At 72.0% G+C, this 13,357-nt stretch carries 11 protein-coding genes; 5 read left to right on the top strand and 6 right to left on the bottom strand.

Annotation, left to right across the window (positions count from 1 at the left end):
* The first annotated feature begins 109 nt into the window (after positions 1–109).
* Both ACP4J0_RS01345 and ACP4J0_RS01350 read left to right on the top strand, forming a co-directional pair.
* Positions 110–2,041 (top strand): MFS transporter, encoded by a 1,932-nt coding sequence (locus ACP4J0_RS01345; protein ID WP_426596723.1) that lies wholly within the window; start codon positions 110–112, stop codon positions 2,039–2,041.
* 217 nt (positions 2,042–2,258) lie between these two features.
* Positions 2,259–3,842, top strand: coding sequence for a sodium:solute symporter family protein (locus ACP4J0_RS01350; RefSeq protein ID WP_426596724.1), 1,584 nt, complete (start codon positions 2,259–2,261; stop codon positions 3,840–3,842).
* Between the two features lie 131 nt (positions 3,843–3,973).
* Here ACP4J0_RS01350 and ACP4J0_RS01355 read toward each other — a convergent pair whose 3' ends face one another.
* From ACP4J0_RS01355 to ACP4J0_RS01365, 3 genes are all read right to left on the bottom strand, one after another.
* Complete coding sequence (locus ACP4J0_RS01355; protein ID WP_426596725.1) at positions 3,974–4,384, bottom strand: VOC family protein; 411 nt, start codon at positions 4,382–4,384, stop codon at positions 3,974–3,976.
* Positions 4,385–5,031: 647 nt separating this feature from the next.
* Complete coding sequence (locus ACP4J0_RS01360) at positions 5,032–6,147, bottom strand: ADP-ribosylglycohydrolase family protein (RefSeq protein WP_426596726.1); 1,116 nt, start codon at positions 6,145–6,147, stop codon at positions 5,032–5,034.
* 93 nt (positions 6,148–6,240) lie between these two features.
* On the bottom strand, positions 6,241–7,137 hold the full coding sequence (locus ACP4J0_RS01365; RefSeq protein WP_426596727.1) for a LysR family transcriptional regulator: 897 nt from the start codon (positions 7,135–7,137) through the stop codon (positions 6,241–6,243).
* A 119-nt stretch (positions 7,138–7,256) separates the two neighbouring features.
* Between ACP4J0_RS01365 and ACP4J0_RS01370 the strand changes: the two genes are divergently transcribed.
* Together ACP4J0_RS01370 and ACP4J0_RS01375 are read left to right on the top strand one after the other, a co-directional pair.
* Positions 7,257–7,625 (top strand): DoxX family protein, encoded by a 369-nt coding sequence (locus ACP4J0_RS01370; protein WP_426596728.1) that lies wholly within the window; start codon positions 7,257–7,259, stop codon positions 7,623–7,625.
* A 484-nt stretch (positions 7,626–8,109) separates the two neighbouring features.
* The gene (locus ACP4J0_RS01375; protein ID WP_426596729.1) at positions 8,110–8,343 is read left to right on the top strand and encodes a DUF397 domain-containing protein; all 234 of its coding nucleotides are present in this window, start codon (positions 8,110–8,112) and stop codon (positions 8,341–8,343) included.
* Here ACP4J0_RS01375 and ACP4J0_RS01380 read toward each other — a convergent pair.
* Positions 8,306–9,331 carry a hypothetical protein gene (locus ACP4J0_RS01380; RefSeq protein WP_426596730.1) on the bottom strand — a complete coding sequence of 342 codons (1,026 nt, stop codon included), beginning with the start codon at positions 9,329–9,331 and terminating at the stop codon, positions 8,306–8,308. The two genes, ACP4J0_RS01375 and ACP4J0_RS01380, sit on opposite strands and share 38 nt — an antisense overlap.
* Before the next feature lie 160 nt (positions 9,332–9,491).
* Here ACP4J0_RS01380 and ACP4J0_RS01385 point away from each other — a divergent pair, with 160 nt between their 5' ends.
* A complete protein-coding gene (locus ACP4J0_RS01385; protein ID WP_426596731.1) occupies positions 9,492–9,998 on the top strand; it encodes a DUF2165 domain-containing protein in 507 nt (168 codons plus the stop codon).
* Here the strand turns inward: ACP4J0_RS01385 and ACP4J0_RS01390 are convergent.
* Complete coding sequence (locus ACP4J0_RS01390; protein ID WP_426596732.1) at positions 9,982–10,545, bottom strand: hypothetical protein; 564 nt, start codon at positions 10,543–10,545, stop codon at positions 9,982–9,984. The genes ACP4J0_RS01385 and ACP4J0_RS01390 overlap by 17 nt on opposite strands.
* A gap of 93 nt (positions 10,546–10,638) precedes the next feature.
* Positions 10,639–13,287 carry a bifunctional FO biosynthesis protein CofGH gene (locus ACP4J0_RS01395; RefSeq protein ID WP_426596733.1) on the bottom strand — a complete coding sequence of 883 codons (2,649 nt, stop codon included), beginning with the start codon at positions 13,285–13,287 and terminating at the stop codon, positions 10,639–10,641.
* Positions 13,288–13,357 lie beyond the last annotated feature (70 nt).

Genomic DNA, 13,357 nt, shown 5'->3' on the forward strand with positions numbered 1-13,357 from the left:
AAGCCACGGTGCGGGGGTGCGTGCTAGCGTCACGAAACGGGGCAGGTCGCCGGTCGCGGGAACGGGACTCGGCCGTAAGCAGAAGACGGGACACGGGGAGTGCCTTCAGGTGGCCACTACGGAGCCGACACGCGCCGACGACGCCGATCCGGGCTCGGGAGCCGGCCCGCGACCACACGTACCCGCTCCCCGCAAGGACGACGGGAAGAGCGGCAGCGCCGCTCACGGCCCGGTGGACGGCGGCCGTGAGCCGGACCGTACCGGCCCGGAGCGCGCCGAATCCGCCAGTGCGGGACCGGAGGAGCCGTCCGCGATGAAGGCCGCCTTCCTGGCCCTGCGCGAGCGCATGCTGCGCCATCCCGTGCTGTCCGTGACCGCCCTGGCCGGGGTGCTCCACATCGCCTGGTTCTTCACGTTCGCGAACAGCGGTGGCGATCTCGCGGCGCAGGACGCGTGGGCGGAGTTCGTCGGCCGGCATCCGGACTCGGCGTACAACCTCGCCTGGTACGGCGGCATGCACCCGGTGTCGTACAGCGTGGTCTCGCCGTATCTGATGTCGGCGCTCGGCGTGCGGACGACGATGATGATCGCGGGGACGCTGTCGGCCGGGCTGCTGACGATGATCCTGATCCGCAGCCGGGTGGTCCGCAACCCGCTGTGGGCGTCGCTGGCGGGCCTGTTCGGGCTGCTGGGCAACGCGGCGTCGGGGCGGGTGACGTTCGGGCTGGGCATGATGTTCGGGCTGGGCGCGGTCGCCGCGGTGTTCTGCTGGCCGTACCGCTGGCGGTACGAGCGCTGGGCCAAGGGGCTGTGCGCGGCGCCGCTGGCCGCGTTGGCCACCATGTCCTCGCCGGTCGCGGGCCTGTTCGTGGGCCTGGTGGCGGTGGCCCTGTTCCTGCAGAAGCGCCGCCCGGGCGCCTGGTCGCTGGGTCTCGCCCCGGCGGCGGTGGTCGCGCTGTCGGCGGTGCTGTTCCCCTTCTCCGGCACGCAGCCGATGGGCTTCGGCTCGGCGGTCCTGCCGATCGTGTACGCGGGCCTGGTGTACGCGTTCGTGCCGCGCACCTGGACGACCGTACGGATCACGTCGGCGGTCTACGGCCTGTCCGTGCTGCTGGTGTGGCTGATCAGCTCGCAGATCGGGTCCAACATCACGCGCCTCGCGATGCTCTTCGCCGGGGTGGCGCTGGTGGCGGCGCTGCCGTTCACGGTGCCGAGGACGCGCAAGTGGTACGCGCTCGTCGTCTCCTTCGTCGGCTTCGTCGGCTGGATCGGTTTCAAGTCGGCCGACGACATCGTCCACACCCAGCCGACCGCCTCCTGGGCGCGGGAGCTGGCGCCGCTCGTCAACGAGTTGCAGGAGGTCGGCGCGGAGAAGGGCCGGGTGGAGGCGGTACCCGCGCGCTCCCACCGGGAGGCTTCGGCGCTCGCGCCCTACGTGAACCTGGCCCGCGGCTGGACCCGCCAGGCCGACATGGAGCGCAACCCGCTCTTCTACGACGACACGCTCAACTCGGCGAACTACCACGAGTGGCTGAAGCGCTGGGCCGTGCACTACGTGGTGCTGCCCAAGGGTGAACCGGACGGCGACGGCGGCAAACGCGAGCGGGAGCTGCTGCAGCGGGGGCTGCCGTATCTGAAGCAGGTGTGGGGGGACGCCAACTGGCAGCTGTTCGAGGTGATCGACCCGACGCCGCTGGCGGAGCCCCACGCGGTCGTCCAGCGGGCCGAGCAGGACGAGTGGACGATCGACGTGAAGCAGCCCGGCCGCATCCTGGTCCGGATGCCGTACTCGCCGTGGCTGAGCCTCGTCGACGCCGAGGGCAAGAAGCTGGAACCGCCGCAGGAGACGGAGGCCTCCGAGAACAGGCCGGAGGGCACGCCGAAGACGTACGACAACGTCAACGGCTGCCTGACGGAGACCGAGGAGACCGCCGAGGGCGACACGTGGACGACGCTGATCGCCCCCGAGGCGGGCACGTACCGGCTGGCGTCGCCGTACGGGCTGAAGCGCGGCACACCCTGCCCGGACGAGCTGAAGTAGACGGCCTCGGGACACCTGCCGAGATGTTCATGTAGGTGAACCAAGGTCAGTAAGTCGAACATTTTTACTTCCTCTTGACCTTCCCCTTCCTTGTCGTGCCCTCGTCGACGCAACCACGATGAGCGGGCACTTCGCGGCCTGCCTCGCCCCTACCCCGCTCGTGCGAAGTGCCAGCCAGCTGAGCGGAGTTCACAAGGCGGACCCCGGAAGGGGGCACATGAACGGTCTCGACTGGTCCGTGCTCATCGGCTACTTCGCCGTCATGGTGGCGATCGGCGTCTGGTCGCACAAACGCGTCGACGACGTCAGCGACTTCTTCACGGCCGGCGGCAAGATGCCCTGGTGGCTCTCCGGCATCTCGCACCACATGTCGGGCTACAGCGCGGTGATGTTCACCGGGTACGCGGGCATCGCCTACACCTACGGCGTCACGTCCTTCGTGACCTGGTCCTTCCCCATCGCGCTCGGCATCGCCATCGGCTCCAAGCTGTTCGCGCCGCGCATCAACCGGCTGCGCTCACGGCTGCACGTGGCCTCTCCCCTGGAGTACCTGAAGAACCGGTACAACCTGCCCACCCAGCAGGCCCTGGCCTGGTCCGGCATGCTGCTGAAGATCGTGGACGTGGCCGCGAAGTGGGCCGCCATCGCCACGCTGCTGTCGGTGTTCACCGGTATCTCGCTGAACCAGGGCATTCTGATCACGGGTGTCGTCACGGGCATCTACTGCACGATCGGCGGTCTGTGGGCGGACGCGCTGACCGAGCTGGGGCAGTTCATCATCCAGCTGCTGGCCGGTATCGCCATGTTCGTCACGGTGGTCGTGGAACTCGGCGACCACGGCGGTTTCTTCGGCGTCTGGGACGAGCCCGAGCTGCAGGGCCACGGCGATCCCCTGGTCGGCCCGTACGGCACGGTGTTCCTGCTCGCCTATCTGTTCATCAAGCTCTTCGAGTACAACGGCGGCATGCTCAACCAGGCCCAGCGTTACATGGCCACGCCCAACGCCCGCGAGGCCGAGCGGTCGGCGCGGCTGTCGGCGGTGCTGTGGCTGGTCTGGCCGCTGGTGCTGTTCTTCCCGATGTGGATGTCGCCGCTGCTGGTGGAGTCGCAGAAGCCGGACGGTTCCGACTCCTACGCCCTGATGACCGAGCAGCTGCTGCCGCACGGCCTGCTGGGGCTGGTCGTGGTCGGTTTCTTCTCGCACACCATGGCCATGTGTTCCTCGGACGCCAACGCCATCGCGGCCGTGTTCACCCGTGACGTGGCGCCGGTGCTCTCGGTGCGGGCGCGCTCGTGGGGCCGGCGGTCCGGGCTGCTGGCGGCGCGGCTGACGACGGTGGTCTTCCTCGCCCTGTCGATGGCGGTGGCGACGCAGGTCGACTCGCCGACGTTCAAGGACATCATCACCGTCGTCATCAAGTGGGTGGCCGGACTGATGGGTCCGATCGCGATCCCGATGATGCTCGGCCTGCTCCGGCCCTTCCGCCGCTCGGGCCCGACGGCGGCGCTCACCAGCTGGGCGATGGGCCTGCTCGCGTTCTGGCTGGTCAACTACCCGATCAACTGGAACGTGGAGGGCGGGGTGCCGCTGGAGTACCAGGTGTCGATCCCGCTGGCCGTGTCGCTGGTCCTGTACGTCGTGATCGGCTTCCTGAAGCCGGAGGACACCCCGGAACGGCTCGCGATCATCGAGCGGGTCAACACGGACGGCGACGACGACGCCTACGGCGCGGCGGCCGCGGTTCCGGCGCCTGCGGGCGGCGCGGACGACGCGGTGGGGCGGAGCCGGGTGGGTGACTAGTCGGTGACCGGTCGGTGACCAGGGCCGGGGCCTGTCCTGGCCGGGTGTGAGCGGCCGGTGCCCCGGCGGTCGGGCGCCGGCCGTCGGGGCACCGGTCGTCGGGGCACCGGTCGTCGGGGCACCGGTCGGGATCAGCGCAGTTCCTGGATGCGGATCTGGTTGCCGGCGGGGTCGCGGAAGGCGCAGTCGCGGACTCCGTACGGTTGCTCGGTCGGTTCCTGGACGATCTCGGCGTTCTGGGCGCTCACCCTTTCGAAGACGCCGTCGAGGTCCTTGGTGGCCAGGAGGAGCCAGCCGTAGGTGCCCTTGGCCATCATCTCGCTGATGGTGCGGCGCTCGGTGTCGGTGATGCCGGGGTCGACGGCGGGCGGCGCGAGGAGGAGGGAGGTGCCGGGCTGGTCGGCGGGGCCGACCGTGATCCAGCGCATCTTGCCGTTCCCGACGTCCTTGCGCACCTCGAAACCGAGGGCGTCGCGGTAGAAGGCCACGGCCGCGTCCGGGTCGTCGTGCGGGAGGACGCTCGTGTGAATGGTGATGTCCATGGCCGTCAGGCTAGCGGCGGCCCGGTGACCGGGGCTTCTCGGAATCCGACCGGTTTCCGGCGGTCTTCCGACCGGGTTTCCGACCCGTCCCCTCGACCCGCTCCCCCAGCCCGCTCCACCGACCCGCCCCCTCGACCCGTCCCCCCCGGCCTGCTCCACCGGCCCGCTCCTCCGACCCGCTCCCCCGACCCGCTCCCCCGACCTGCTCCATCGACCCGCTCCCCCAGCCCGCTCCTCCGACCCGCCCCCTCGACCCGCTCCATCGACCCGCTCCCCCAGCCCGCTCCACCGGCCCGTCCCCCCGGCCTGCTCCACCGACCCGCCCTCTCGACCCGCCCCCTCGACCCGCTCCACCGGCCCGCTCCTCCGACCCGCTCCCCCGACCCGCTCCCCCAGCCCGCTCCCCCGACCTGCTCCATCGACCCGCTCCCCCAGCCCGCTCCACCGGCCCGTCCCCCGGCCTGCTCCACCGACCCGCCCTCTCGACCCGCCCCCTCGACCCGCTCCACCGACCCGCCCTCTCGACCCGCCCCCCGACCCACTCCCCCAGCCCGCTCCCCCAGCCCGCCCCCTCGTCCCACTCCCCCGATCCGTCCCCCCGGCCTGTTGCCGGGCGTGTCGCCGGGCCTGTTGCCGGGCGTGGGCGGCTACGCCCGCGGGTATCGGGCCAGCCAGCCCGGGGACGAGCCCGCTGGGCCGTGCAGGGCGGGGCCCTGGGTCATTTCCATGGCGAAGTCGTCGGCCAGTTCCAGGATGGTCGGGCGGCCCTCCAGTTCGGCCAGCCAGGCCGGGGGGAGCGCGGTCTCGCCGTGCAGGGCGCCGAGCAGTCCGCCGGTCAGTGCCCCGGTCGCGGCGGAGGGCCCGCCGTGGTTGACGGCGAGTCGCAGCCCGTGCCGTACGTCCTCGCCGACGAGGGCGCAGTACACGGCGGCGGCCACCAGGCCCTCCGCCGTCCCCTCGCCGATCAGCTCGGTCACGCGCCCCGGCGTGGGCAGCCCTTGCCGTACCGCGCCCAGCGCGTGCTGCAGGGCGTCCGCCACGACCTGGTGCCCCGGGCGGACGGCGAGCAGACCGAGGCCTCGTTGCACCGCACCGTCCAGGCTCTCCCCTCGCGCCAGCCCGTGCACGATCACGGCGTACGCGCCCGCCGACAGGTAGCCGGTGGGGTGGCCGTGGGTCTGCGCCGCGCACTCCACGGCGAGCTGGGCGACCAGTTGCGGCTCCCAGCCGACCAGGAGCCCGAACGGCGCCGACCTGGCCGCGGCCTCGGGCCCGCGTTCGCCGGGGTTCTTCGGGGCGTCCGGCGTTCCCATCGTGTCGTCGCCGAGCCCGAGCAGCAGCGCGCGGGTCGCGCTCCGGCGGGCGTACAGCCACTCCTCGCGGGCCAGCCAGCCGTCCTCCTCGCGCCGCAGGTCGGGCCCCCAGTCGCGCTGGGTGGCGGCCCAGCGCCGGTACGCCCGGTGCAGGTCGGTCGGCGGGTGCCAGGCGCCGGTGTCCCGCCGTACCTGCGCGCGGATCAGCCCGTCCACGGAGAACAGCGTGAGTTGCGTGAGGTGGGTGACGGCACCGCGCCGGCCGTAGGCGGAGGCGAGGTCGGCCAGGCCCTCCGGGCCGTGTGCCGCGCGGATGCCGTCGAGATCCAGCCCGGCGACGGGCGCGCCGAGGGCGTCCCCGAGGGCCGCTCCGAGCAGCGTCCCGCGTACCCGGCTGCGGAAGTCCTGCTGCTCGGCACGCCCCCAGACGGCACCGGCTGTCGCGCCCATCTGGACCTCCGTTCGGCACTGTCCGTACGTACGACGTGCAGCACTGTATTCGAACGGGGCGGCCGGTTCAGGGGTGGAACGGTGTGGATACGTTCACGTGGCGGTGTGCGTCTCCCGGCAGCAGCGGACGAAGTCCTGGACGACGGGGTTGGCGTCGTCCACGGGGGCCCACGCGACACCGACCCGGCTGGGGCTCACGCCGGTGACGGGACGGTAGACGACTCCGGGGCGGGTGTAGAAGCGGGCCGCGGACCGGGGGGCGAGGGCGACGCCGTATCCGTTGGCGATCGCGCTGAGCCAGTCGTCCGGCTGCTCGGTGACCGCGCCGACGTGTACCGGGTGGCCGTCGCGCTCGTCCGCGGCCAGCCAGTACTCGCGCCACCGGCCCGTCTCGGCCGGGGCGGCGACGAAGGGCTCGTCCCACAGGTCGTGGAAGGGGATCGTGTCCCGGGCGGCCAAGGGGTGGGCTTCGGGCAGCGCGACCCAGCGGGGTTCGCCGAACAGGTCCGTCACCCGCAGCGCGTCCTGGCCGGGGAACGGCAGTCGTACCAGGGCGACGTCGACGTCCGAGTCCGCCAGTCCGGCGGTCGGGTCCGACCAGGCGGCCTGCCGCATCTCGGCCCTCCAGCCGGGCCGGCGCCGGGCGAACTCCGCGACGATCGGCTGGGTCGCCTCGTTGGCGGCACTGGCGATGAATCCGACCCGCAGGACGCGGGCCGCACGATTCGCCGCGGTTCTCGTCTCGCGCCGTGCAGCCTCCCACCCGTCCAGCAGGGCCGGGACCCGTTGCGCCAGCGCCCGCCCCGGCTCGGTGAGGGTCATGCCGGTCCTCGACCGCGTGAACAGCTCCGCCCCGAGCCCGGCCTCCAGCTGCCGGATCTGCTTGGTCAGCGCGGGCTGGGAGACGAACAGCCGCTCGGCGGCCCGGGTCAGGCTCCCTTCCTCCGCCACGGCGGCGAAGTACCGCAGCAACCGCGTGTCGACATCCATGCCGCCAGGTTATGGGCGCGGGCATTGGACGTCGCGGCGGGCCACGGCGAGGCTTGACGGCAGGGAAGCGGCCCGGGTCGTACCGGGCTCACGAGGGAGCCGGCCGGAAGGAGAGGCACGTGTTCACGGCCTACGTGATCGTCACCGTCGTCGCCGTCGCGGCGAACGCCGGGATCGCCGTCGCGGACCTGGCGCGGGCCCGGTTCGTCCTCGCCAACTCCGCCGAGGTGGGCGTCCCCCCGTCGTGGATTCCGGGGCTCGCCGTGCTCAAGGCCGCCGGAGCCGCCGGGCTTCTCATCGGCCTCCTGGGCGTCCGGCCGCTCGGCGTCGCCGCCGCGGTCGGTCTCGTCCTCTTCTTCGTCGGCGCCGTGGCCGCGCACGTTCGCACGCGGGTCTGGCACAACATCGCGTTCCCCATCGGCTACCTGGGCGTGAACGCAGCCGCGCTCCTCCTGGCCGCGGGGGCACTGTCTTGCCGGAAAGCGTGAACTTTTTGGGCCTTGCGTACTCGGGGAGCTCATTTGAGCGACTGAAGGACGATTCGGTTCGAAAGTTCACGTGATGGGGGGGGAGGGGTGGGCCTACGCGGCCCTGTGCCTCGCCGCCCGGACCTCACGGCAGTCGCGGCAGTGGCCCGGTCGCGGGGCGCGGAAGGCTCGGTCGCAGTCGTCGCAGGTCTGGAGGGGGTCGGGGCGGGCGGCGGGGGCCGAAGGCCTCGGCACGGGCAGGACCGGGGGAAGACCGTCGGTGAGTCGGCGCTCCAGAAAGGCCGCCGGGTGGCGGATCGGTTCCTGGGGCAGGCAGGTCGTCAGGGCCCGTTCCACGGCGTCCGCGGGGACGCCGCGCTCCAGCCAGACGGTGCCACGGACGGCGCGAGACGACGAACGTCCCGTTCGGTGGAATGATCCGGGCACAGGCGCTCTCACCTCGCGAGTCGCGGGACTTCATCGAGAAGGTACGGGGAGAACAGGCATGACCTCTGCGCTGGAATGGTTCAAGAGCAGCTACAGCGGCAGCGACGAGCCCGACTGCGTCGAGATCGCCACAGCCTCCTCCGACGCCACTGTCCACGTCCGCGACTCCAAGAACAGGTCGGGCGCCCGACTGGCGTTCACGGACGCCTCGTGGGCCGAGTTCGTGGCGTTCACGGGACAGTCGGCCCAGCGGGTCAGCCACTCGCCTGGGCCTGCCACGCGCGGTCGGTGACGATCCGCATCAACTCCTCGACGTACGCCGGGTAGTTCTCCTGCTCCTCGACCGGCCCGTACTCCATCTCGATGACGACGTTCCCGACGCGCGCCCAGGAGACGACGTGGTCCCCAGCGTCGCCGGGAGCCAGCATGTAGTCGTCCTCGACGGTGTGGACGGTCGTGCGGCTCTCGTCACCGAACCTCGGCATCGAGATGGCCCGCCTCGCGGGCTTCTGCGAGGCGGCCTCGGCGAGGGCGGCCTTGTAACCCTCGGACGCCATCCAGGTCTCCCGGCAGGCGTGTACCTCGAACTCGACGTCCAGGAACCGGGGAACGGCCTGCTGGTAGCTGTACTTGGCTCTGCCCTCATGGCAGTTGCCCCCGTCCGCGGCCTGCCGCCCACCGATCTCCGACCAGTCCGGAGGCATGTCCTCCAGGGCCGGCAGGACCTGCCCGGTCTCCGCCGGGGTCAACGCGCGCGCGGGCGGCGCCTTCCCGACCGCCGCGTCCACCGCGTCCACCCCGTCCGCCGTGCCGGGGGAGTCCTCGGTGGTGACCACCTGCACCCCGCCGTACACGATCAGCGTGACCGCCACGACGAGCGCCACCGCCAGCGCCACCAACCCGCCCGTCGTGGACGGTTTGTTGATCGTCACCGGTCCCAGTGAGATCTGGGACCGCGAGACCCGCCCACCCGTGATCACCACGCTGCCCGCCGTCTCCGTCGCCGGCGGGTACAGATGCATGGTCAGCGCGTACCTCAGCCCGGCATCCGCCTCGACCGCGTCCCGGAGGACCGCCTCCGCGTCACCGCGCGCCTCCGCGGCATCGGGATCGGCCTCCAGCCCCGCCAACGCCCGCCGGCCGCGTTCGGAGGCACCCAAACGCTCCCGGACGACCTGTACGACCTCCGCGCCCGTCCGCTCGCCGACCCCGGTCGCCACACCCGTCACCGTCGCCGCCAGCAGCCCGATGGCGGCAGCGGCAAGCTCAGCAGTCTCCACCCCAACCCCCGTGTCCCCATGGCATCAGGAACCATGGTGTTCCCGCTGCGGCGCAGGAGGACACCCTTCCGCAAGCCCGATCGCCGGCGGACCGCTTCAGCATGATCACGATCTCCGAACCCGGCACTCGGGGCCCGCCGCGCCTGGAAACATCCCTCCCATGTCCAACACCCCACGCACTCTTCCCCTCGCGGCCACCGTGCTGACCGCGATCCTCGCCCTCTACATCACCCTCGTCGCCTTCGGGAACATCACCGATTTCGGCACCAACCGGGACTTCGTACGTCATGTCCTCGCGATGGACACGACCTTCAAGGACGACGACCTGATGTGGCGGGCGATCACCAGCAAGGGCGTTCAGGACGCCGCCTACGTCGCGATCATCGTGTGGGAGACGGTGGCCGCACTGGTGCTGATCTACGCGACCTGGCTGTGGATACGCCGCGACCACGCGCCCGCACGGCGCATGACCACCTACGGCACGCTCATGCTGATGCTGCTCTTCGGGGCGGGGTTCATCGGCATCGGCGGGGAGTGGTTCGCGATGTGGCAGTCGGCTGACTGGAACGGGCTGGAAGCGGCGACCCGGGTCTTCCTGCTCAGCGGGGTCGTGCTGATCGTCGCGCACCTGCCGTTCGGACAGGAGGACGCTAGCCGACGACCGTGACCTTCGTGCCGGTCGTCGCGAACGCCCAGACCGCCGAGCCGTCGGCCTTCTGCAACCGTATGCCGCCCGTCTTCGCACCGGAGGCGGGCGGAGGCGGCGAGGAGCCGTCGACGGCGTTGGAGAAGGCGACCGAGACGCCGTCCTCCTGGGCGAAGTAGACGATCTGCTCGATCCGCACACCGTCCGAGCCGGTCGTGGCCCCCTTGCTGCGGGTGCCGACCGTGTAGGTGCCCGGGTCGGGGCTGACCGTGCCCGGCCACACCGTGAACGTCCGCCGCGCGGCGTCGCTCGCGTCGACCAGCCAGACCCGCTTCTGGTCGAGCGAGTACACGATGCGGCGTCCGGTGCCGGAGCCGTCCGGTACCCGGGCCGGCGCGGTCTGCTTCGGCGTCGGCCGCGCGTCCGCCGACACCGAAGGGCTCGGCTTGGCGACCGAGGCGGTGGGGTGGGGGCCCTGGTCCGCCTGTACGGCCAGGACGGTCACCGCCGCGATCGCCCCCACGGTCAGGCCGGAGATCCAGGCCCACGAGGGAAGTCGGGCTGGCACGGGCACGCATCTCCTCAGCTACGAGAACCCCGACACACCGGGGGCCCGATCATCGTACTGCGGGCGGCCCGTGCCCCTGCCGCTGCCCGGGATTCAGTCCAGCACCGGCAGCAGCTCCGGCAGGTGGCCGTCCGACGCCGTCGCCGCCAGCTGCCGCTCCCGCGGCACCTCGCCGTACAGCGTCGTCCGGGGCTTCGCCGGGCGGCCCGCCGCGTCCGCGACCGCGATCAGGTCCTTGACCGACTTGTACGAGCCGTACGACGAGCCCGCCATGCGGGAGATCGTCTCCTCCATCAGCGTGCCGCCGAGGTCGTTGGCGCCGGAGCGGAGCATCTCCGCCGCACCCTCCGTGCCCAGTTTCACCCAGCTCGTCTGGATGTTGGGGATGTGCGGGTGGAGGAGGAGGCGGGCCATCGCCGTGACCGCGCGGTTGTCGCGCATGGAGGGACCCGGCCGCGCGATGCCCGCCAGGTACACCGGCGCGTTGGTGTGGATGAAGGGGAGCGTCACGAACTCCGTGAAACCGCCCGTGCGCTGCTGGATGCCGGCGAGGGTGCGCAGGTGGCCCAGCCAGTGGCGGGGCTGGTCGACGTGGCCGTACATCATGGTGGAGGAGGAGCGGATGCCCAGCTCGTGCGCGGTCTCGACGACCTCGATCCACGTCGCCGTCGGCAGCTTGCCCTTGGTCAGGATCCAGCGGACCTCGTCGTCGAGGATCTCCGCCGCCGTGCCCGGGATCGAGTCCAGGCCCGCCTCCTTCGCCGCGCTCAGCCACTCGCGGACGGACATCCCGGTGCGGGTCGCGCCGTTGACCACCTCCATGGGCGAGAAGGCGTGCACGTGCATGCCGGGGACGCGTTCCTTGACGGCCTTCGCGATGTCGAAGTACGCCGTGCCCGGCAGGTCCGGGTGGATGCCGCCCTGCATGCAGACCTCGACCGCGCCCACGTCCCAGGCCTGCTGCGCGCGGTCGGCGACCTGCTCCAGGGACAGCGTGTACGCGTCGGCGTCCGTGCGGCGCTGGGCGAAGGCGCAGAAGCGGCAGCCGGTGTAGCAGACGTTGGTGAAGTTGATGTTCCGGGTGACGATGTACGTGACGTCGTCGCCCGAGACGGACTTCCGCACGTCGTCGGCCACCTCGCACAGGGCGTCCAGCGCCGGGCCGTCGGCGTGCAGCAGGGCGAGGGCCTCGTCGTCCGTGAGCTTCGTCGGGTCGTCGGCCGCCGTGGCCAGGGCGGCGCGTACGTCGGTGTCGATGCGCTCCGGGGCCATGCCGGGGGCGGCGGCCTCGCGCAGGGCGCCCCAGTCGCCGTACACCTCGTCGAAGTCGTCGCGGCGGTCCGACGTACGGCCCTCGGTGTCGATGGTCGCGTGCAGGTCGGTACGGCCGGTCGCGGTGAACGCCTCGTCCGGCTCCTGCCACGGGTGGCCCTCGACCGTCGCGTCCTCGCGGGCCAGCCCCGTCGCCGGGTCGGCGAGGGCCGCGACGTGCGGGCGCAGGCGCGGGTCCAGCCAGGGTTCGCCGCGCCGCACGAACTCCGGGTACACGCAGAGACGTTCACGCAGTTCGAAGCCGGCCGTGCGGGACTTGGCGGCGAGTTCGTCGATCTGCGGCCAGGGGCGCTCGGGGTTGACGTGGTCGATGGTGAGCGGGGAGACCCCGCCCCAGTCGTCGATGCCGGCGCCGATCAGGCGCTCGTACTCCGAGTCCACCAGGTTGGGCGGGGCCTGGAGGCAGGCGGACGGGCCCATGATGAGGCGGGCGACGGCCACCGTGGCGACCAGCTCGTCCAGTTCCGCGTCCGGCATGCCGCGCATCGCGGTGTCCGGCTTGGCGCGGAAGTTCTGGATGATCAGTTCCTGGATGCCGTGGTAGGCGCGGGAGACCTTGCGGAGGGCGAACAGCGACTCGGCGCGCTCCTCGTAGGTCTCGCCGATGCCGATGAGGACACCGGAGGTGAAGGGGACCGAGGAGCGGCCGGCGTCCTCCAGGACGCGCAGGCGTACGGCCGGTTCCTTGTCCGGGGAGCCGTGGTGGGGGCCGCCGGGCTCGGACCACAGGCGGGTCGCGGTGGTCTCCAGCATCATGCCCATGGAAGGGGCGACGGGCTTGAGCCGCTGGAAGTCCGTCCAGGTCATGACGCCGGGGTTGAGGTGCGGGAGGAGGCCCGTCTCCTCCAGGATGCGGATCGAGACGGCGCGGACGTAGGCGATCGTGTCGTCGTAGCCGTGCGCGTCGAGCCACTCGCGCGCCTCCGGCCAGCGGTCCTCGGGCTTGTCGCCGAGGGTGATCAGCGCTTCCTTGCAGCCGAGGGCGGCGCCGCGCCGGGCGATGTCGAGGACCTCGTCGGGGGACATGAACATCCCGTGGCCCTCGCGGCGCAGCTTGCCGGGGACGGTGACGAAGGTGCAGTAGTGGCACTTGTCCCGGCACAGCCGGGTCAGCGGGATGAAGACGCTCTTCGAGTAGGTGATGACGCCGGGGCGCCCGGCGGCCTCCAGGCCCGCGTCCCGGACCCGGGCGGCGGACGCGGTGAGCGCGTCGAGGTGCTCGCCGCGGGCCTGGAGCAGCACCGCGGCCTCGGACACGTCGAGGGCGACGCCGTCCCGCGCGCGTTTGAGGGCGCGGCGCAGGGAGTTCTCGGTCGGGCCGGCCGGGCCGGTGCGGCCGGTGTGGCCGGTGTGGCCGGTGTGGCCGGTCGGGCCGGAGGAGCCGGTTCCGGGGGTCTCGGAAGTCGTCATCCTTCGAGCATACGAGCGGGGTGATCAATAGGGTGGGGCCCGTCGCACCGGCCCGCCTCGCGGCCCCGGT

This window comes from Streptomyces sp. WG7 (assembly GCF_049975785.1).
Classification (GTDB): domain Bacteria; phylum Actinomycetota; class Actinomycetes; order Streptomycetales; family Streptomycetaceae; genus Streptomyces.